13 protein-coding genes are annotated in these 19,593 nt (G+C 71.2%); 3 read left to right on the top strand and 10 right to left on the bottom strand.

The window, feature by feature from the left end:
* Positions 1-17: 17 nt before the first annotated feature.
* The 8 genes from RDV84_RS22740 to RDV84_RS22705 all read right to left on the bottom strand — a co-directional run bounded on the left by RDV84_RS22740 (position 18) and on the right by RDV84_RS22705 (position 10,539).
* Positions 18-1,418 carry an MFS transporter gene (locus RDV84_RS22740; protein ID WP_309151711.1) on the bottom strand — a complete coding sequence of 467 codons (1,401 nt, stop codon included), beginning with the start codon at positions 1,416-1,418 and terminating at the stop codon, positions 18-20.
* Positions 1,415-1,939, bottom strand: a complete 525-nt coding sequence (locus RDV84_RS22735; protein ID WP_250443338.1) for a DUF4442 domain-containing protein — start codon at positions 1,937-1,939, stop codon at positions 1,415-1,417. The genes RDV84_RS22740 and RDV84_RS22735 overlap by 4 nt, the downstream gene beginning before the upstream one ends.
* 12 nt (positions 1,940-1,951) lie before the next feature.
* Positions 1,952-3,061, bottom strand: a complete 1,110-nt coding sequence (locus tag RDV84_RS22730) for a phosphotransferase family protein (protein ID WP_309151710.1) — start codon at positions 3,059-3,061, stop codon at positions 1,952-1,954.
* 255 nt (positions 3,062-3,316) lie between these two features.
* Positions 3,317-4,645 (bottom strand): poly-beta-1,6-N-acetyl-D-glucosamine biosynthesis protein PgaD, encoded by a 1,329-nt coding sequence (pgaD, locus tag RDV84_RS22725; RefSeq protein WP_309151709.1) that lies wholly within the window; start codon positions 4,643-4,645, stop codon positions 3,317-3,319.
* Positions 4,642-5,901: a poly-beta-1,6-N-acetyl-D-glucosamine synthase gene (pgaC, locus tag RDV84_RS22720; RefSeq protein ID WP_309151708.1), complete on the bottom strand. Its 1,260-nt coding sequence runs from the start codon at positions 5,899-5,901 to the stop codon at positions 4,642-4,644. Before pgaC ends, pgaD begins: the two co-directional genes overlap by 4 nt.
* Before the next feature lie 111 nt (positions 5,902-6,012).
* The gene (gene pgaB / locus RDV84_RS22715; protein ID WP_309151707.1) at positions 6,013-7,959 is read right to left on the bottom strand and encodes a poly-beta-1,6-N-acetyl-D-glucosamine N-deacetylase PgaB; all 1,947 of its coding nucleotides are present in this window, start codon (positions 7,957-7,959) and stop codon (positions 6,013-6,015) included.
* A gap of 2 nt (positions 7,960-7,961) precedes the next feature.
* Positions 7,962-10,064 carry a poly-beta-1,6 N-acetyl-D-glucosamine export porin PgaA gene (pgaA, locus tag RDV84_RS22710; protein ID WP_309151706.1) on the bottom strand — a complete coding sequence of 701 codons (2,103 nt, stop codon included), beginning with the start codon at positions 10,062-10,064 and terminating at the stop codon, positions 7,962-7,964.
* Between the two features lie 175 nt (positions 10,065-10,239).
* Positions 10,240-10,539 (bottom strand): hypothetical protein, encoded by a 300-nt coding sequence (locus RDV84_RS22705; RefSeq protein WP_309151705.1) that lies wholly within the window; start codon positions 10,537-10,539, stop codon positions 10,240-10,242.
* On the opposite strand from RDV84_RS22705, the gene RDV84_RS22700 reads away from it, so the two are divergent.
* Positions 10,514-13,864 carry a GH92 family glycosyl hydrolase gene (locus RDV84_RS22700; RefSeq protein ID WP_425606196.1) on the top strand — a complete coding sequence of 1,117 codons (3,351 nt, stop codon included), beginning with the start codon at positions 10,514-10,516 and terminating at the stop codon, positions 13,862-13,864. The genes RDV84_RS22705 and RDV84_RS22700 overlap by 26 nt on opposite strands.
* Before the next feature lie 488 nt (positions 13,865-14,352).
* Positions 14,353-15,852 carry a hypothetical protein gene (locus RDV84_RS22695; protein WP_309151703.1) on the top strand — a complete coding sequence of 500 codons (1,500 nt, stop codon included), beginning with the start codon at positions 14,353-14,355 and terminating at the stop codon, positions 15,850-15,852.
* Positions 15,853-15,859: 7 nt separating this feature from the next.
* On the opposite strand, the gene RDV84_RS22690 is transcribed toward RDV84_RS22695, so the two are convergent.
* Together RDV84_RS22690 and RDV84_RS22685 are read right to left on the bottom strand one after the other, a co-directional pair.
* Positions 15,860-17,194, bottom strand: a complete 1,335-nt coding sequence (locus RDV84_RS22690) for an MFS transporter (RefSeq protein WP_309151702.1) — start codon at positions 17,192-17,194, stop codon at positions 15,860-15,862.
* 10 nt (positions 17,195-17,204) lie between these two features.
* A complete protein-coding gene (locus RDV84_RS22685; RefSeq protein ID WP_309151701.1) occupies positions 17,205-17,894 on the bottom strand; it encodes a methyltransferase domain-containing protein in 690 nt (229 codons plus the stop codon).
* A gap of 431 nt (positions 17,895-18,325) precedes the next feature.
* Here RDV84_RS22685 and RDV84_RS22680 point away from each other — a divergent pair, with 431 nt between their 5' ends.
* A complete protein-coding gene (locus RDV84_RS22680) occupies positions 18,326-19,591 on the top strand; it encodes a glycosyltransferase family 2 protein (protein WP_309151700.1) in 1,266 nt (421 codons plus the stop codon).
* Positions 19,592-19,593 lie beyond the last annotated feature (2 nt).

Below are 19,593 nucleotides of genomic sequence, written 5' to 3'. Positions count from 1 at the left end.
ACAAACGGCGCTGCGGCTTATGTCGTGGCGGGCTTCGCGGCGCCTGTCGCAGGGAGGCACGTCCACGCCAGAACCGCGGCGGCTAGCAATACCCCTGCAGCGACGTGGCAGACGGTCCGAAGACCGACGCCCAGGCCGCCGTCGCCGATCAACAACAACCCGCACACCGCCACCCCCAGCGCCGCGCCGGTCTGCCGCGATGCATTGAGCACCGCCGCCGCCGTCGCCGACAGCGAGCGTTCGACGCTGGCCAGCACCAGCGTGGTGGTCGCCGGCATCGCCAGCCCCATGCCGGCGGGGATCGCGATGAACGCGGGCAGGATCCAGGCGTAGTGGTCGCCGGGCGCGAGCCGGCTCAGCCAGGCGAAGCCGGCGGCGCACAGCAACAGCCCGAGCAGCAGCGCGAAGCGGAAGCCGCGCCGGGCCAGCAGCCGGCCGCTGAGCAGGTTGGCGGCGATGAAGGACGCGGCCAGCGGTACGTAGGCGAGGCCGGCCTGGAACGGGGTGTAGCCGGCGCGCTGTTGCAGGTACAGGCTCATCGCGAACAGCAGGGCGTAGTAGGCGACGGCCACGGCGATGGCGGTCAGCAGGGCGATGCTGAGGCCGGGCAGGCGGAACAAGGCCAGCGGCAGCATCGGTTCGTGGGTTCGCGATTCCACCGCGACGAAGGCGAGGGCGCAGACGATGGCGGTGGCGGCGGCGCCGAGCACGATCGGATGGCCGGGGCCGAGGCGCGGCAGTTCGATGATCGCGGCGATCAGCCCGGCCAATGCGGCGACGGCCAGCAGTTGTCCGGCGATGTCGAAACGGCGCTCCGGCCGGCGCGGGGTTTCGGCGATGCGCCAGGCCAGGGCGATGCCGATCGCGCAGATCGGAAGGTTGACGAGGAAGATGCTGCGCCAGCCCAGCGATTGCAGCAGCGCGCCGCCGGCGACCGAGCCCAGGGTCGCGGCGACGGCGCCGGACGCGGTCCACACGGCCATGGCGCGCGCGCGTTTGGGCGGGTCGTGGGCGAAGGCGTGGTTGAGCAGCGCGAGCGAGGACGGGACCATCAGCGCGGCGAACAGGCCTTGGCCCGCGCGCGCGGCGATCAGTTGCGCGGCGCTGGCGGCGAGGCCGCAGCCGAGCGAGGCGAGCAGGAAACCGCCGAGGCCGAGCAGGAAGCTGCGGCGCGCGCCGATGCGGTCGCTCAGCGCGCCGGCCGACAGCAGCAACGCGGCGAACATCAGGGTGTAGGCGTCCATCACCCATTGCAGGTCGGGCAGCTCGCTGGCGAGGTCCGCGGCCAGCGTCGGCAGCGCCAGGTTGACGATGGTGACGTCGAGTTGCACGACCATGAACCCGAAGCACGCGGCCAGCAGGGTCAGGCCGGGCAGGCGGGCGGCGGTGCGCGGCGCGGCTTGGGCAGCGGCGTTCATGGCGCGGTGTCCTGGGTGGACGATGGGGACGACCAGACCACGTCGACGTGGCCGCGCACCGGCGCCTTGCCGGTGGCGTCGATCACTTTCATCGCCACCCGCAGGCGGCCGCCGGCGCCGGCGCAGGCCGCGCCGATCTGCGCCGGGTCGATGCAGGCCTGCGCTTGCACGTCGCCGCGCAGCGGCGCGCGGAAGTCGGCGTGGACGCTCTTGACCAGCAGCCGCGCGCCGCGCGGCAGGTGTTGCGCGACCACCAGCGCGGCGGCGTATTCGCCGGCCACGCTCGCCGCCATCGCGTGCACGGCGCCGGCGCGATTGCGCAGGCTGCGGTGGTTCGCGGCGCCGATGCTGATCCGGCACGGGGCGATGTGGACGATGCGCAGGCGGTGGGTGTGGAAGTAGCGGCTCTGCCGGCCCAGCGCGGTGGACACGATGCGGTAGCGCCACGCTTCGGGCAGGAACGCGAGCCGCCGCAGCGATCCGGACAGGTCGCCGAGCAGGCGTTCGTGCCAGCTGCGCATCGCCACCGCCGGTCAGCCGCGCCGCATCAGCGCGCGGCATTTCCAGTGCAGGTAGTGGATCAGCGCCCACACCCCGGTGAAGAAGGCTTTTTCCTCGCCGCCCTGGAGCGCGTGGCGCAGGTGCAGTTCCTGCAGCGCCAGCAGGTAGCGGAACCAGCCGAACACCTGGCAGTAGGTCCAGTCCCGGTCGCTGCAGCCGGTGGCGGTGAAGTAGCGTTCGACGAGTTCGTCGCGGCTGGGCATGCCGGGCAGGTGCGAGGGCTGCCATTGGTAGCGGCGCATCAGCGGGTGGTCGCCGGGTTCGATCCAGTACGACAGCACGATGCCCAGGTCCATCAGCGGGTCGCCGAGGCCGGCGAATTCCCAATCCAGCACGGCGCGGATGCGGCTCGGGCAGTCGCGGTCGAAGACCAGGTTGTCGAGCCGCCAGTCGTTGTGCAGCAGGCAGGCGGGTTGGCGCGCGGGAGCGCGGTCGATCAGCCATTGCCCCATCGCGCGCAGGTCGGGCGTGTGCCAGGTCTTGAGGCGGGCGTGGCGGCCCAGCCAGTGGGTCAGCAGCTTGCGCAGGTGATGGGCGCTGGGCGGCGCGAGCACGGTGTCGCTCAGGCCCAGCGCGCGCGGATCGATGCGGTGCAGTTGGATGAGTGTGTCGAGGAAGTTCGTGCAGGCTTGCCGGGCCTGGTCCGCGCTCAGCGCCGTATCCGCGAACGAGCGCCGGCGCGGCACCAGGCCGGGCACGTGGGCCATGAGGTAGAACGGCGCGCCGGCGACGGCCGGGTCGGCGCACAGGCGCAGCATCGCGGGCACCGGGTAATGCGCGGCGAGCGCGGTTTGCAGCAGGAATTCGCGGCGCATGCGCTGCAGGCCGCCGAGCGCTTGCAACGGCCGGCGCAGCACCAGGTCGTGAGTGTCGTAGCGCAGGCGGTAGGTGAGGTGCGACATGCCGCCGGCGAGGCGTTGCAGTTGCGGCCAGCCGCCGACGTCGACGCCTTGCTCGCGCAACCAGCGGGTGACCGTCGCGGCCAGGACGGCGTCCTGCGGCGGCGATGCGGCGGCGATGCGCGGGGCGGGTTCGACGGGCTGCGCGCAAGCGAGCGGGTTGGGGTAGGGGACGACCGCCATCTCGATCCATCGGCTGCGGGCCTTCGCGCTTGGGCGAACCGTAGCCCGCGGCTTTCGCGGTCGTCGTGACTGCGCTCACAACGGTCGGGTTCCTCACGCCGGCTCACGCGCAAGCACGCCGCGCGTCGCGGTTCGCGCGTTGCGGCCGGCACGGATCGCGAGGCCGGCGCGCGGTGCGCGGACCGCGACGCGCAGCGCGCTTGCGCGCGAGCAGGCGCATCGGCGCCCGCGCTCGCGCGCCGCGGCCCACCGCCGTCACTGGCCGGGCTTGAACTCCACCGGCACGAACACCACCGCCGCCACCGGCTTGCCGTCGCGCACCGCCGGCGAGAACTTCCAGCGCTGCACTGTGTCGACCGCGGCGCGGTCGAGCGCGCGGTAGCCGCTGCGGCGGCTGATTTCGACCTGGGTCGCCTCGCCCTGCGCCGAAACCTGCACGCGCAAGGTCACCAGCCCGCCTTCCCATTGGCGCAACGCATCGAGCGGGTAGGCCGGTTTCGGGCTGAAGCCGGGCAGCGGCTTGGGCCGGGCGTTGTCGGCAGCGGGCTTGCGCCGCGCGCGCGCTTCGTTGTCGCGGCGCTTCTTGGCTTCGCGCGCTTGCTGGGCGGTGGCGGTTTGCGGATCGCTCGCGGTGGGCGCGGCGTCGTCCGCCGCCGCATCCTCGCCGGCCTTGGTGGCGGGATCGACGAAACGCGAGCCTTCCTCGCCGTCGCCCAGCGCCGGGCGGTCCAGGCCCGGCGCGCCTTCCAGACCGTGCACCGGCGCCGAGGTTTCGATCTGACGGTAGCCGTGCGAGACCACGATCAGCACGCCGATCACCAGCGCGATCGCGCCCAGCGCCACGGCCAATAGCCAGGTGTTGCCGGGCGCGGCGGCGGTGCGCGTGAAGCGCGGCTTGGGCGCCAGCGGCGGGAACGGGTGCTGTGCGGGCGGGGTCGGCGTCACCGCGGTCACGCCCAGCGGCACGGCGTGGTTGGGGTCCATGTGCAGCACGCTGATCCGGCCGGCGTTGAGCGCTTGCGCGACTTCGTCGCTGGCGCCCAGGGCCCGGGCGACTTCGTCGATGGAGACGTCGGCCAGGCGGCTGCGGCGTTCGCCGTCGCGTCCGGCGAAGCGCCAGCGGTTGTACTCGGCCCAGATCAGCAGTAGCGCCACCACCGCGGCGGCGGTGGCCGGCAGGATCAGCATCAGGAACGGATCGACTTCGTGGGTGCGCAGGTACAACTCGGACGCGACGGTGCGGATGCCGAGCAGCCACAGCACCAGGGTCAGCACCGGCATCCACAAATACAGGTACACCAGCCAGAACGCGCCGGTGACCACGCCCCACAGCGTGCGCGGCAGCGGATGCTGCATCGCCGGTTTCTGGATCAGGCGCGAGTCGTGCTTGTGCGAGACCGGCTTTGCGGTGTCCTCGGGTTTGGGCGGCGCGGCCGGCGGCGCGGCGGTGCTGTGGCTGGGGCGGCTGAAGCCGTCGGCGGCGCGGCCGGTGCCGGCGCCGCGCGGCGGCGCCGCGGTGCCGTTGTTGTCGCCATTGGGGTTGTCGCCGCCGGTGCCGGGCGTGCGCTCGTTGCCGTTGCTCATCGCAGCCCCCGGTCCGGGCTGACCCAGGTCGCGCGGGTGCCGCGGCGCTTGAGCAGCGCCTTGGGCACCGCGGTGACGGTGGTGAAGAAGCTCAACAGCCAATAGGCCATCGGGTACCAGATCATCCAGTAGTAGTTGCGGCCCACGCCGGTTTCGTAGCGGCGGTCGATGATGATGCTGGCGGCGAACTGCAGCAGGCAGATCAGCGCCAGGATCACGCCGTGCCACGACGGCAGCAGGGTGGTCACGCGCAACTGCGGCGGCAGTTCGACGAACAGGCCGATCGCCCACAGCGCCATGATCAGGGCCATGATGTAGGCCCAGGCGACGCTGGCCACGTACTCGGCCATCACCGCCCACATGCGGCGCTTGCGCCACGAGAACAGGTCGCGGCTGTGGCGCATCAGCACTTCCACGCCGCCCTGGGCCCAGCGCAGGCGCTGTTTCCACAGGCCCTTGAGCGTTTCGGGCATCAGGATGAAGCACATCGCGTTGGGTTCGTAGCGGATGTCCCAGTGGTCGAGCTGCAGGCGCCAGCTGATGTCGATGTCCTCGGTCACCATGCTGTCGGACCAGTAGCCGATGCGGTGCAGGGCGCTGCGCCGGAACGCGCAGATCACCCCGGACACGGTGAAGATGCGGCCGTACACGCGCTGGGCGCGCTTGATCATGCCGATGATCGAGGAGAACTCGCCGACCTGCAGACGGCCCAGCAAGGTCGAGCGGTTGCGGATGCGCGGGTTGCCGGTGACCGCGCCGACGCGCGCGCCCGAGATCAGGTGCCAGACCATCCAGTGGGTCGCGTACTCGTCGAGCAGCGCGTCGCCGTCGATGCACACCAGGTATTCCGAGCGCGCGGCCAGCGCGCCCATGCGCATGGCGTTGGCCTTGCCCAGGTTGCGGTCGAGGTGGACCACGCGCAGGCGCGGGTGGATCGCGGCGAGGCGGTTGAGCTGCTCGCCGGTGTCGTCGCGGCTGCCGTCGTTGATCGCGATGACCTCGAAGTCCGGGTAGCGCTGGGCCAGCGCGGCGCCGAGGGTCTCGTGGACGTGGTCGCCTTCGTTGTGGCAGGGGATCAGGATGCTGACGAACGGCGCCGCGTCCAGCGGCGGCGGGTCGGTGCGGCCGCGCGAGGCGCGCTCGCGGCGGAAGTAGTAGTACAGCCCGCCGGCGATCCAGAAGAACGACATCACGATCGGATAGAAGAACGCGAACTGGAACAGCGCGGTCAGCACGGGGCTGGTGGTTGGGTTCATGGCGGGGCGACGCTCCCTCGGCGGCGGCCGGTCCTGGCCGCGCGCCGTTGGTGGATTCGAAGAGGCGGTCTGCTGTGGGCGGGCTGCTCTGGCGGGCGGTTCGGGGCCGACCTACTTCTCGATGTAAGGGAAGCCGCGCGCGGACAGGATCTCGCGCGCGTCGGCGGTGGATGGGCGGTCGGCGATGAAGTCGTCCGGGTACCACGCCAGGTGGCGCGCGCCGTCGGCCTGCAGGCGGTGGACGATGCGCTTGAGCTGCGCGGCCGGGATCGGCTTGCTGTTGTCGCGCCAGTCCACGGTCTGCAGCTCGAAGATGGTGCGCGACAGGCCGCGCGGGGAAGCCTTCACCTTGGCCACCAACTGGTCGATCCAGCGCTGCGGGTCGCGGCTGTTCTCCATCCACGGCATCGCCATCACCGCGGTGTAGTCGTAGGCGTTGTTGAACGCGGCCAGGTCCTGGGCGAACCAGGCTTCGCTCTTGGGCTGCAGCACCGGGCCGGCGAACAGGTTGCGCACGGTGATCAGCTTCGGCCGCCACTTGCCGGCGGCGCGGGTCAGCGCATGGGTGAAATCGATCAGCGCCTGGGTGCGCGCGGCCGGCGCGTCGGGGGCGATGCCGCGCAGTTCGTCGTCGCGCAGCAGGGCGTCGTCGTGGAACAGAAGGCCCTCGGTGTAGCCGCTGACGGCGAGGTCTTCGTAGATCTGCGAGACGATCTCGCGGGTGCGCGGGTCGAACGGGTTGAGGCGGTGGGTCTCGGCCGGGTTGCTGGCCTTGATCGCCAACTGCGCGTCCAGCGCCTTGTCCGGCAGTTCGAAGCCGAGCACCGGCAGCCACGCGAACACCTTGACGTTGGCGCGGGTCTTGAGCTGCCAGGCGACGCGGTTGTACAGGTCCGCGCGCATCGGCAGCTGGCGGTTGGGGAAGTACATCGCGTCGGCCGAGCCGTTGCCGTCGGGGTCGGCGAAGGCCTGCAGGAACACGTGGCTGGGGCCGACCTGCTTGACCCGCTCGATCAGCTTGTCGAGGTTGCGCGCCTGCTGCGCCGGGTCGGCGTCGTAGACGTAGTCCAGGTCGACCTGCAGCGCGCGCACGCCGTCGAGTTCCTCGTCGTGGCGCAGTTCGTAGGTGAGGTCCTTGACCGTAGGGTTGTCGAACACCAGCAGGCGGGCGAGGCCGTGCAGGTCGCGGCCGACGGTCTGGTGGCGGCCTTCCAGGTCGAAGGTGACGGTCATGCCGAGCTTGTCGGCGAGGTCGTTGGTCTGGCTGTTGTAGGCCGCGTACGGCCACACCACCGACTGCGGCGACACGCCGAGTTCGCGCTTGATCTTGTCGGCGCTGGCGGCCAGGTCGCGGCGCACGCGTTCCAGGTATTGCGCCTCGGTCTCGTAGCGCTGCGCCTTGGCGTCCCATTCGCGGGTGATCGCCGCCGGCATGGTGTTGCCCTGCGGGTTGGAGGTGATGCCGCGGTGCAGGTTGTCGCTGTGTGAGGCGATCTCGATCAGGCCCGAGGCCTGCATCTCGCGCAACTGGTCCCAGGTGACGAAGTCGTCGTGGGTGAACATGCGCGGGCCGTAGTCGACCTGCTGGTCGCGCGGCAGGTCGACCCAGCCGGTCACCACCGCCATCAGCGCCGGATAGTTGTACGCGCGCAGCAGCGGGAACACGTGGGTGTAGATGCTGCGCAGGCCGTCGTCGAAGGTCAGCAGCACCGCCTTGGGCGGCAGCTTCTTCTCGCCGCGCGAGGCTTTGATCACATCGCTCAATGCGACCGGGTGGTAGCCGTGGCCGGCCAGCCAGTCCAGGTGCGCGGCGAAGTTCTGGGTGCTGACCGCGTAGGCGTCGGGATCGCCCTTGCGCGCGACGTCGTCGCGCACGTCGTGGTAGCTCAACACCAGCAATTGGTCGCCGCGGTTCTCGCGTTGCGCGGCTTCGGCGGCGCTGTAGTCCTTGTCCTCGGGCGCCTGCGCGGCGGGCGCGGCGAGGGCGGCCAGCGGCAGCGCCAGCAGCGCGGCGGCGAAGGCGCGGCGCAGCGCGGCGCGGACGGATGCGTGGCTCATGATCATTGTTCACCCCAGCGGAAACTCAGGTCGAAACCCAGGCGGTCTTCGCGGATGCCGTCGTAGACCGGGCGCGACCAGTTCACGCCGTAATCCAGCACCCGGCCGGTGCCGAAGCGCCATTCGTGTTCGTAGCGCACCTGCGGCACCCAGTGGCTGCCGAAGTTCTCCTGCCAATAAGGCCCGGCCTGCACGGTCAGGCGCTGGCGGAAGTGGCGCTCGTAGCGGCGCCAGGCCAGGTGGTCGATGCGCAGGCCGAGGTTGAGCGAGCCGTCGCGGCTGGGGTTGAAGTAGGGAATGTCGGCGTCGGTGCGGCTGGCGCGGCTGGTGTAGACGTCGGCCAGGCCGTCGATCAGCAGGTGCGGGCGGGTGTACAGGCGCTGCGCGCCGCTGAGGCCGAACGCGGTGCGGGTGTTGTCGTCGCTGTAGCGCAGTTGCTGCGCGGTCGCCGCCAGCGAGCTGCGCTCGCTCGGGGTCCAGCGCAGGCCCAGGCTCAGCGCGTCGGCGTGCAGGCCGGCGCGGCGCGCCTGCAGCGAGGCGTCCGGCGTGGTCGCGTACCACGCGGCGGTGCCTTGAAGCACGTCGCTGAAGCGCCAGCCGGCATCGAGGTAATAGCCGGTGCGGTCGCCGCTGGGCAGCCAGCGGTCGTTGCTGCGGTCCACGCCGAAGCCGACGGTCAGGCGGTCGTAGGCGTACAGCGCGCCGACGCCGGCGCGGCGGTCGTGCACGCGGTCCTTGCCGGCGTTGCCGTTTTCGTAGTCGGCCCAGGCGTCCTGCGCGTGCGCGGTCAGGCGCCAGCGGTCGCCGATCAGGGGGCTGGCGACTTCGACCTTGTGGGTCACGTCGCGCGAACCCAGCGGCGAGGCGGTGGCGCCGCGGTCGCCGTCGGAATCGCTGCGGCCGAACGTGGTGGAGACCTGCCATTGCCAGCCCAGGCGGCTGTCCCAGGAACGCCCCATCTGCTCGACCTGGACGTCGCGCGCGCGGTTTTGCAGCAGTTCGTCGTGGATCGGCCGGGCCAGGTCGACGCGGTTGTGTTCGAGCAGGCCGCCGACCTGGCCGACGCGCGCGGACACGTTGGTCGGTTCCAGGGTCTGGGCGATGCGGAAGCGTTCCAGCGCGCGGTCGGTCCAGCCGCGCTTTTGGTACAGCACGCCCAGGTCGGACTGCAGGCCGGAATTGCTCGGGCCGATCCGGGCCATCTGTTCCAGGCGCCGTTGCGCGCCGACCGTGTCTTCGCCGTACAGGCCGATCATCGCCTGCTGGCTGTCGGCGTCGTAATGGCGCCAGTTCTGGTGGCTTTGCTTGGCGCCGGGCACGCGCACGAACGCCGGCTGCGCCTGCTTGATCTTTTCCAGCTGCGCGTCGGCGTCGGCGAAGCGCTCGCTTTCCGAATAGGCATAGGCCAGCTGCAACTGCGAGTCTTCGTCCTCGGGCCACTGCCGGGTGACGGTCTCCAGCACCGTCGCGGCTTCTTCCGGATGCTTGGCCGCGAGCAGCGACTGGCCGACCTTGGCCAGCGCGTACATCGGGATCTCGACGTTCTCGGCCTGCAGCGCGCGATAGCGCTCGACGACCTCGGCGTGGCGCTCCAGGTGGTTGAGCATGATCAGTTCGTCGAAGCGCGTGCGCAGGTCGGCGCGCTGCTGCTCCGGCGTCTGCGCGGCGCGTTGCTGCGCGAGCAGGTCGCGCGCCTGGCGCATTTCGTCCAGGCGCTGTGTCTCGCTCTGCGGATAGCCGGTGCCCCACAGCACGCGGCGGGCGAAGCGGTCGGCGTTCAGACGCTGGTGCTCGGCGGCATCGAACAACTGCGGCCGGGCCTGGGCCAGCGTCCAGGCGCGCTCGGCGCCGCCGAGATCGGCCAGGGTCAGCACTTGCAGCCGGTACAGGCGGTCGTCGCCGGGGCGCGCGGCCTGGGCCGCTTCGATCCGGCCCAGCGCGGGCAGCCATTGCCGTTGCGCGCGCAGACGCTCGATCTCCGGGATGGGATCGTCGGGGGAGGGCTGCGAATTATGACGCGTTGCGGCAAAAACTGACGTTGAAGGGCAAGTTGCGATCACCGCCGCGAGCGCGACGGCGAGGGCAATAGGACGCTGTATCGGCATGGGGACCGGGTTCCGTTGAGGACGGGCACGAACAGGGTGGCTCAAAAAATGTGAAGAAAATCACAGTTTGAGACGTTGACGCAAAAGCTGTGCCAAGTAGGTGAGGGCGGCGTCGGGTTGTCGTAATTCAAGCCGTTGTTTTGATTGTATTTTTATCCGGTGAAGAGGGCGTCGATCATGCTGCGCCGCGGTTTGACAATGCGCTTTTAGATCGATTCAATTCGAATGAATGCGGGGTGGCGGCGGCGATCGTGCCGTTCGGTGAGGAGGCGCGGATGTCGGAAGTGCTCAGGTCGAAAGTGCGGATTTCGGCGGGCTCGCTGCTGCCGGCGTTGCTGGCATGCAACGCGGCCGTGGCTGCTCCGATAAGGCGCAGCCCAGCGGCGGAAGCGCGCCCAGGCCGGCGCGCGGTCGTCACGGCGACGCTGCTGGCGGCGGTCTTGGCCGCGATGTCGAGCGCGCATGCCGTGGGCAAGACGCGCGGCTTCTGGAGTTCGTTCGAACCCGCCGAACCGGCGCCGTCGCTGATCGCCGACAGCGCGCCGCGCCTGGTCGCGGCCGGCGGACCGCCCGCGGCCGCGGCGCTGACCGCCAAGCCCGATGCCGGCTTCACCGGCCTGCGCTCGCTGCGTTTCGACGGCAGCGGCGGCGGCGAGCAGCGCGCGCTGGTGTTCGAGGTCGATGTTCCGGTCGGCAAGGACAGCGAGCTGTCCTATCGGCTGTTCCCGCTGTCGGCGCGGCAACTGGATGCGAAGGCGGGCCAGCTCGACGATCTGCGCTACGCCTCCACCTTCGTCGCCCTCGATCTGGAGTTCGACGACGGCAGCCGCTTGTCGCAGCTCAAGGCGACCGATCGCTACGGCTTCGCGCTGAGCGCGCGCGGCCAGGGCGAGGCGCGGCTGCTGTATCCGGACCAGTGGAACGCGGTCGCCGCGCGCATCGGCGAGGTCGCCGCCGGCAAGCGCGTGCGCCGGATCGTGCTGGTCCACGACGGCGCGCTCGGCGCGCGCTACGGCGGTTACCTCGACGACGTGCGGATCGAACCGGCGCGCGCGCGCAAGGACAAGGAGCTCGACAAGCTCGCCGCCAAGCATCCCAGCGAATTCGTCGACACCCGCCGCGGCAGCAATTCCAACGCGCGCTTCTCGCGCGGCAACAACTTCCCGGCGGTGGCGTTGCCGCACGGCTTCAATTTCTGGACCCCGACCACCAACGCCGGCTCGCACTGGATCTACCAGTACCAGGAGCGCAACGGCGAGGCCAACCGTCCGCGCCTGGAAGCGCTGGCGTTGTCGCACGAGCCCAGCCCGTGGATGGGCGACCGCCAGGCGTTCCACATCCTGCCGGCGCCCGGCGAGGGTGCGGTCGAGTTCGACCGCGGCAAGCGTGCGCTGAGCTTCGGTCACGACCAGGAGACCGCGCGTCCGGATTACTACCGGGTGCGCTTCGACAACGGCATGGTCGCCGAGATGACCCCGACCGACCACGCCGCGATGCTGCGTTTCACCTTCCCCGGCGCCAGCGGGCGGCTGTTGTTCGACCAGCGCGACGAGCACGGCGACATCGTCCTGGATCGCGAAGCCGGCACGCTCAGCGGCTGGACCGAGAACAAGAGCAAGCTCTCCGCCGGCGCGGGGCGCTTGTATTTCCATGCGCGCTTCGACCGGCCGGTGCGCGAAGGCGAGCGGCTGCCGCGCGCGGCCGGGCGCGACCGCGTCTCGGCGTGGTACGGCTTCGAACTGGGCCGCGACCGCCGGGTGACGATGCGCATCGCCACCTCGCTGATCTCGCTGCAGCAGGCGCAGCGCAATCTGGAACTGGAGATCGGCGAAGACGACGACTTCGAGCGCGTGCGCGAACGCGCACAGGCGGCGTGGGACGCGCAGCTGGGCATCGTCCAGGTCGGCGGCGCGCCCGAGCACGAGCGGGTCACGCTGTATTCCAATCTCTATCGCCTGTTCCTGTATCCCAACAACGCCAGCGAGAACACCGGCAGCGCGCAGCAGCCGCGCTGGCAGTACGCGAGCCCGTTCGTGCCGGCGCCGGCCGACAGCCCCGCCGAGCGCAGCGGAGCGCGCATCGTCGACGGACGGGTCTACGTCAACAACGGTTTCTGGGACACCTACCGCACCGCCTGGCCGGCCTATGTGCTGCTGACGCCGACGCGCGCCGGCGAGATGATCGACGGCTTCGTCCAGCAATACCGCGACGGCGGCTGGATCGCGCGCTGGTCCTCGCCGGGCTACGCCGACCTGATGGTGGGCACCAGTTCGGACGTGGCCTTCGCCGACGCCTGGCTCAAGGGTGTGCGCAATTTCGACGTGCGCGGCTTCTATCAATCGGCGATCCGCAACGCGGCCACGGTCAGCCCGTTGGCCGGCGCCGGGCGCAAGGGCATCGAGCGCGCGCTCTTCCGCGGCTACACCGACACCAGCGCCGACGAGGGGCTGTCGTGGTCGATGGACGGCTACATCAACGACTTCGCCATCGGCCAGTTGGCCGGCGCATTGGCGAGCGAGGCCGGCGCCGACGATCCGTACCGCGCGCTCTACGCCGACGACGCGGCCTATTACCGCAACCGCGCGCTCGGCTACGTCAACCTGTTCCATCCGCGCCTGGGCTTCTTCGTCGGCCGCCACCGCGACGGCCGCTGGCGCTACACCGACAGCGAATTCGAACCGACCCGCTGGGGCGGCGACTACACCGAGACCAACGCCTGGAACATGGCCTTCCACGCGCCGCAGGACGGCGCCGGGTTGGCGTCGCTGTACGGCGGCCGCACCGCGCTGGGCAACAAGCTCGACCTGTTCTTCGCGACCCCGGGCACGTTCGAGACCGGCAGCTACGGCGGCGTCATCCACGAAATGCTGGAAGCGCGCGACGTGCGCATGGGCCAGTACGGCCACAGCAACCAGCCCTCGCACCACATTCCGTACATGTACGCGATGGCCGGGCAGCCGTGGCGGATCCAGGAGAAAGTGCGCGACATCATGGACCGGCTGTACGCCGGCAGCGAGATCGGCCAGGGCTATCCGGGCGACGAGGACAACGGCGAGATGTCGGCGTGGTGGCTGTTCAGCGCGGCCGGTTTCTACCCGCTGCGGATGGGCTCGCCGGAGTACGTGATCGGCGCGCCGCGCTTCGAGCGCATGAGCATCGCCCTGGAGAACGGCAAGCGGATCGAGATCCTCGCGCCGGGCGTGAGCGCGCGCAACCGCTACGTGCAATCGCTGAAGATCGACGGCGAGCCGTGGGAGCGGCTGACCCTGCCGCACGCGCGGCTGGCGCAGGGCGCGCTGCTGGAATTCAGGATGGGGCCGATCCCGTCGAACTGGGGCAGCGCGGCGCAGGCGCTGCCCGAATCGCTGAGCGCCGACGGCGAACCGCCGCGCCCTTGGCGCGATCTGGCGCGGCGCGACAACGCCAGCGTCGCCGGCTTGAACGCCAAGCAGACCGCGGCGCTGTTCGACGACGACGCCACCACGTCGGCGCGGCTGAACGCGCCGATGCCGCTGTTGGCGTGGAACTTCAAGACGCCGGCGACGGTGCGGCTGTACACGCTGACCTCGTCCGACAAACCCGGCGACGCCGCGGCCTGGGCCCTCCAGGGTTCCAACGACGGCCAGCAGTGGACCACGCTGGACGAGCGCCGCGACCAGGCGTTCGCGTGGCGGCGGCAGACCCGCGCGTTCGCGATCGCTGCGCCGGCGGCGTATGCGCGTTATCGGCTGCGGCTGGTGGGCGAGGGCGCGGGCGGGATCGAACTGGCCGAGGTCGAGTTGCTGGGCGAGGCGAAGTAGATCGCGCCGCAAGCGTGAAAGTCCGCGGTCGCGGCTTGCGCCGCTCCTACATGGGCGACCTGTAGGAGCGGCGCAAGCCGCGACCGCGCCAATACGACCGTCGACGCCGCTGCGATAGCCGATGCCGCTGGAACCGCCGACGCCGCGAGCGCCCGCGAATCCGCCATGACCGCCCGCGTGACCCACCGCGCGCTTTAACGCCGAACCGCCACCCACGTCGCAGCCCGTGCCCGCGCGCGCTGCGAAAGCTTCCCGGCGCGTCCCGTTTCCTGCCCGCAACGGTCCTACGCCGCCGCGCGCCGCGGCGCTAAGGTCGAGACGCGAACGCTCATGCCAGGCGCGCCGCCATCGCGCGATGCGCCGTCCGTGCGGCTGCGGCGTCCGCGCAGGCCTTTCGTCGATCAGTCCGGCCTGCCCGCTCACGCATCGCTGGCGCGTCCGCGCGGCGCGCCGGCCCCTTCGCGGATGTCTCCGCACACGAGGCCGACATGGACACGATGGAACGTAGCTCTTCCGGTTCGCGCCGCCGCGCTTTGGCGCTGGCGATTTCCCTGCTGCTGGCCGCGCCGCTCGCCCAGGCGCAGAACTTCGAGGCCTATTACGGCGATCCCGAGCCGGCCGATTCGGGCTCGGACGTGAAGGCGACCCGCGCCTGCGGCCCGGGTTCGATCACCGTCGGCACCCGCCTGGCCGGCGACACCCAACTGGCCCAGCTCAGCCGCGCCGACGACAACGGCAACCTGATCTGGCAGGCGGCCTACTACATCGGCGGCAGCAAGCGCAGCCGCGGCGAGGCGGTGATCGAACTCAGCAGCGGCCGCGGCTTCGCCGTCACCGGCGCGGTCCAGTACGGCGACGGCAGCGACCGCATCTACGTGCTGCAGGTCGATTGCGAAGGCCGGCCGGCCTGGACCAGCGTGCTCGGCAACCGGGTCGAAGGCCAGAACGCGGTCGGGCTGGACCTGATCGAGAGCGCGCCGGACCGCGGCGATACCTTGTACCTGGTCGGCGAGGAAACCAGCCGCGACGCGCGCCGCAAGTTCGGCCGCATCGCGCGCCTGGACGCCGGCGGCGGGCTGCTGTGGAACCAGTTCTACGACGGCGGCTCGCGCTGGCCGGAGGTGCGCCTGCGCGCGCTCGCGCAGAACGTCGCCGCGACCGGGCTGGCCGACGACCTGGTGGTGGCCGGCAACACCACCAACGGCGCCGGCCTGATGGGCGCGCTGTTGCTGCGCACCGACGCCGGCGGCGCGCCGGTGTGCGCGAGCACGCTCAACAACGCCGACAAGCTGCACGGCCTGTTCCATGGCATCGCGGCGCTGCGCGCGCCGGGTTACTTCGGCCAGTCGGCGCTGGTCGGCCTGCAGTCCAATCCCGCCGACGGCGCCACCCAGGTCTATCTGGCGCGGTTCGAATCGGCCGGCTGCAAGGTGCTGGCGCAGGCGTTCTGGTCCGATCCCAAGACCACCTCGATCCGCGCCTACGACGTGGTCGAAGCGCTGGACCGCAGCAGCGACGACAGCCTCCTGGCGATCGCCGCGACCCGCGGCGCGCCCGAGTTCGGCGCCGCCCTCGGCGCGCGCACTTCGACCCTGCTGCCGGCGGCGACGCCGTACTACTTCGGCGCCGGACGCGAGATGCTGGTGTCGATCGACCTCAAGGCGCCCGACCGTCTGCTGCTGGCCGGCAGCACCTTCATCGACCGCGACGGCGGCGGCGATCCGCAGGACGTGTACCTGGTGCAGACCGACCCGGCCGGCGCCACCACCTGCGCGGTTCCGTGGCAGCCCAGGGCCGGGCGCGTGGCCTATCCGCCGCAGAACGTGTCGCTGAAGCCGATCCTGATCGACGCCTACGAGCGGGTCGGTACCGAGCCGGTCGGGACCGGCGGCCAGGGCTATGCCTGCAAGCCCGATCCCAAGCGCCTGGCCAGCGCCGAAGCGCCCGCGTGCGCGCGCGCGCCGAGCGGAGCGAAGACCGCGTCCTGAGGCGCGCTCAGTGGTTGGCCGTGCCGCCGCTGGCGAGCGGCGGCGCGGTCGCTGGGTCCTGCGCGCGCTGCGGCGCGCGGCGTCGCAGGCGCAACAGGTGCGGCGCGGCCGCGAGCGCGGCCAGCGCCGTGGCCGCGGCGAGCGCGTGCGCGGCGCCGCTCCAGCGCAGGCGATCCACCGCCAGGCCGACGGCGAGCGAGGACAGCGGCATCGCGCCCATGGTCGCGGCCGAGAACCAGGTCATCTCGCGGCCCATGCGGCGCGGATCGGCGCTGCGCTGCAGCCACGACAGCGAACGGATGCCGTAGTGGTTCGAGGCCGCGGCGAGCGCGCCGAAGCCGAGCAACGCCGCCACCAGCGCGACGCCCTTGGGCGCGTCGGCCGCGGCGCCGAGCAGGGCGTAGGCGCAGGCGGCGCCGATCCAGCACAGCACCACGCCGCGCAGGGTGTCGGCGATCTCCGCCGGCACCCGCCGCGCGGCGGCCGAGGCGGCCAGAGCGATACCGGCGAACTGGGCGGCGTAGATCGCCAGATAGGCCGGATCGCGGCGTTGCACGAGCAGCACCGGCAGCAGGATCTGCACCGGTCCGAATGCGAGCACGGTGCTGGCGAGCAGATAAAGGTAGTAGCTGCGCGGAATGTCGCGGGCGGCGCGCGGCGGCGGATCCGCGGCCGACATCGGCGTCGCCGCCGGCGTGGCCGGATCGCGCCCGCGCGCCGGCCCGCGCCGGCGCAGCGCCGCCAGCAGCGGCAGCGACGCGGCCACGCACAGCGCATCCAGCGCGAATGCCGCGGCCAGCGCGTGCGGGCCGGAAGAGGCCAGGATCAGGCCGCCGGCGAGCATCGGCATCGCCATCATCGCCACGCTGGAGGCGACCGCGAACACCGCGTTGGCCGGCGCCAGCAGGCCGCGGCGCAGGTACAGCCCGAAGCAGGCGCGGCCGGCGGGGTAAGCCACCGCCCACACCAGTCCGCCGATCAGGGCCAGCGCGTAGATCAGCGGCAGGGTGATGGTCTGGGTCCAGGTGGCGACGGCGAGCGTGGCGTTGATCAGCACATACGCGGCGCGGCACCACCACAGCAGGCGGGCGGGGTCGATGCGGTCGAGCGCACCGCGAAAGCAGAACAGCAACAGCAGGCTCGGCAGCGCCTCGATCGCCGCGGTCGCGCCGAGGTCGAGCGCGCGGCCGCTCAGGCGCATGACCAGGAACGGCAGCGCGATCAGGGTGAACGCGGCGCCGAAGGTGGTGATCAGGTTGTCGAGCAGCAGCCAGCGCGGGCGCGGATCGCGCCGACCGATCTGCCACAGCCGCGCGGCCGGACGCTTCCGGCGCGTGCGCATCCGGGCGCGCTCAGCCGCGCGCCGCGCGGCGCAGGAAGAACAGCTCGCCTTCGCGCACCGTCGCCAGCCCGAACGCGGCGGCGATGGCTTCGAGCTTGTCCGCGTCCAGGCGCCACACCGGCTCGACGTCGTCCACGCCGACGTCCAGCGTCCACTGCATGCCCTGCCAGTGGGTGAGCACGAAACCCTGCGGCCGCAACAGCCGCGCCAGCGCGTCGAAATAGCGTTCCAGGTGGCGCTGGCAACAGGCGAAGCTGGCCAGGTTGTTGTCGAGGATGCAGTCGAAGCTGGCCGCGGCGAAGCGTTCGCCGAACTCCAGGCCGTGCTTGTTGAGCAGGTGCACGCGGTAGTCGTGCAGGCCCAGCGATTGGGCGTGCTCGAACTCGCCGCGGGCGACGGTCACCGAGACCACCCGCGCGCGGCCGTCGAGCAAGCGCGCGACCGAGGAATTGCCGGTGCCCACGTGCAACACGTCGGCGCCGTCCAGGGACGCGGCTTGCAGCCAGCGATTGATCGCGGCCTGGTCGTCGGTCGGTTCGCAATCGGAGTAGTCGAGCAACGGCCAGCTCGCGCGCTCGTCGGCGGCCTGGTGGGTGTCCACGTGCGGCTCGCGTCCGCAGTCCATGCGCTGCGCGCCGATGTCGAAGCGCGGACGGAAAGCGGCGGGATCGGAAGTGGAAGCGGAAGCGGTGCTCGGCATGAGGTGGGCTCGGCGCGGACGGGGGCGCGTCGATTCTTCTCCGATGCGCGAACGCGTGTCGAGCGCGAACACGCGCGGGTTTCGCGGAACTGCATGGCGGCGTCACAGATTAAATCGTGCCCAGCTTTCATTCTTGCTTGCGAAAGCGCGGCCATGCATCGCGCTCGCGCCGCGCGGACGGCGCCTGGAACCGAATCGCCGTCGCGATGCAGCGCATGCACGACGCCCGCGAATCGTTTCATCCGCAAGCGTTCCCCCATCGCAGTCGTTTCGTCCGCTTTGCCTGTCCGCTTCAGCACCTGGCGTGCGGGTCCGCTTCGCGCGGCCCGTATCGACGCGTCCGGTCTGCCAAACCAGACCCTTGCGAAACGCAGCGTCGCGCGCGCCAGCGCCGCGCCGCCGCGTTCGCGTTCGCCGGATGCGCGCGCCCCATGCCCAATACGTTCGTTCCCGATCGCCCCGGCTTCGGCCGATTCGTCCTCGACGCGCTCGCGCTCGACCACCTCGTCCTCAGCCAGTTCGTGCTGACCGGCGTGGTCGGCTTTTCCACCCTGATCCTGTTCGCCTGCCTGCTGTTCCTGGCCGGCTGGGCGTGCTGGCGGCGGCTGCGGCGGCCGCCGCCGCGCGCGCTGGCGCGCTATCCGTTCGTGTCGATCCTGGTGCCGTTCTACAACGAACCCGAACGCTCGCTGCTGTGCACGCTGGAGTCGATCGAGCGCAGCGAGTACCCCGGCCCGGTCGAGGTGCTGCTGGTCGACGACGGTTCCACCAACGCCACCGCCGCCGCGGTCGCGCAGTGGCTGGCGCAGCCGCGCGGCAAGCGCTACGAGTTCATCGCGCGCGAGCGCAACGGCGGCGCCAAGGGCCTCGCGCTGGACGCGGCGCTGCCGCGGCTGTCGCCGGATTCGGACGTGGTCACGGTGATCGACAGCGATACGGTAATCGCGCCCGGCGCGCTGCGCAGCGCGGTCGAGGCCTTATACGCGTCGCCGCGCCACGCCGCGGCCTGCGGGCTGATCGTGCCGGCCGGCCGCCACCAGTCGTGGCTGCACCGACTGCAGTTCTACGAACACATCGGCGCGCTGGCGGCGATCCGCTATGTGCAGAGCAAGCTGGGTTCGGTCAACGTCGTCGCCGGCGCGTTCTCGCTGCACCGCACCCAGGTCATCCGCGAACTCGGCGGCTGGGGCGAGTGGCTGGTGGAGGACATCGCCTGGACCTGGCGCGCGCTCGCCCACGGCTATTCCATCGCCTACGCGCCGGACGCGATCGCCTACACGATCTGCCCGACCACGTTGATGGGGCTGTTCCGCCAGCGCCGGCGCTGGGCGCGCGGGCGCCTGGAATCGTTCCGGGTGGCCTGGGGGATCTCGTGGGCGCGGACCATGAAGATGCTGCCGTGGTGGCTGCTGTGGGCGCAGTCGGCGCTGGCGCCGACCCTGCTGTTGCTGATCGCCGGGGCGTTGTTCTACCGCAGCCATGCGCTGCTGGCGGTGGCGGCGCTGAATTGGCTGCTGATGGCCGCGCTCAATTTCGTCTCGGTGCTGCACGCGCGCGAACGCCTGCAACTGGGGTTGACCGACCTGCTGCTGGTCTCGGTCTACAACACCGTCATCGACGCGCTGTTGCTGCCGGCCAACCTGATCGGCCTGCTCGACGAACTGCGCGGCGGCCGCAAGAGCTGGATGACCCGCTGAGG

Source organism: Lysobacter yananisis, assembly GCF_031199375.1.
Taxonomy (GTDB): domain Bacteria; phylum Pseudomonadota; class Gammaproteobacteria; order Xanthomonadales; family Xanthomonadaceae; genus Lysobacter; species Lysobacter yananisis.
This window is presented reverse-complemented; position numbering and strand designations above follow the sequence as displayed.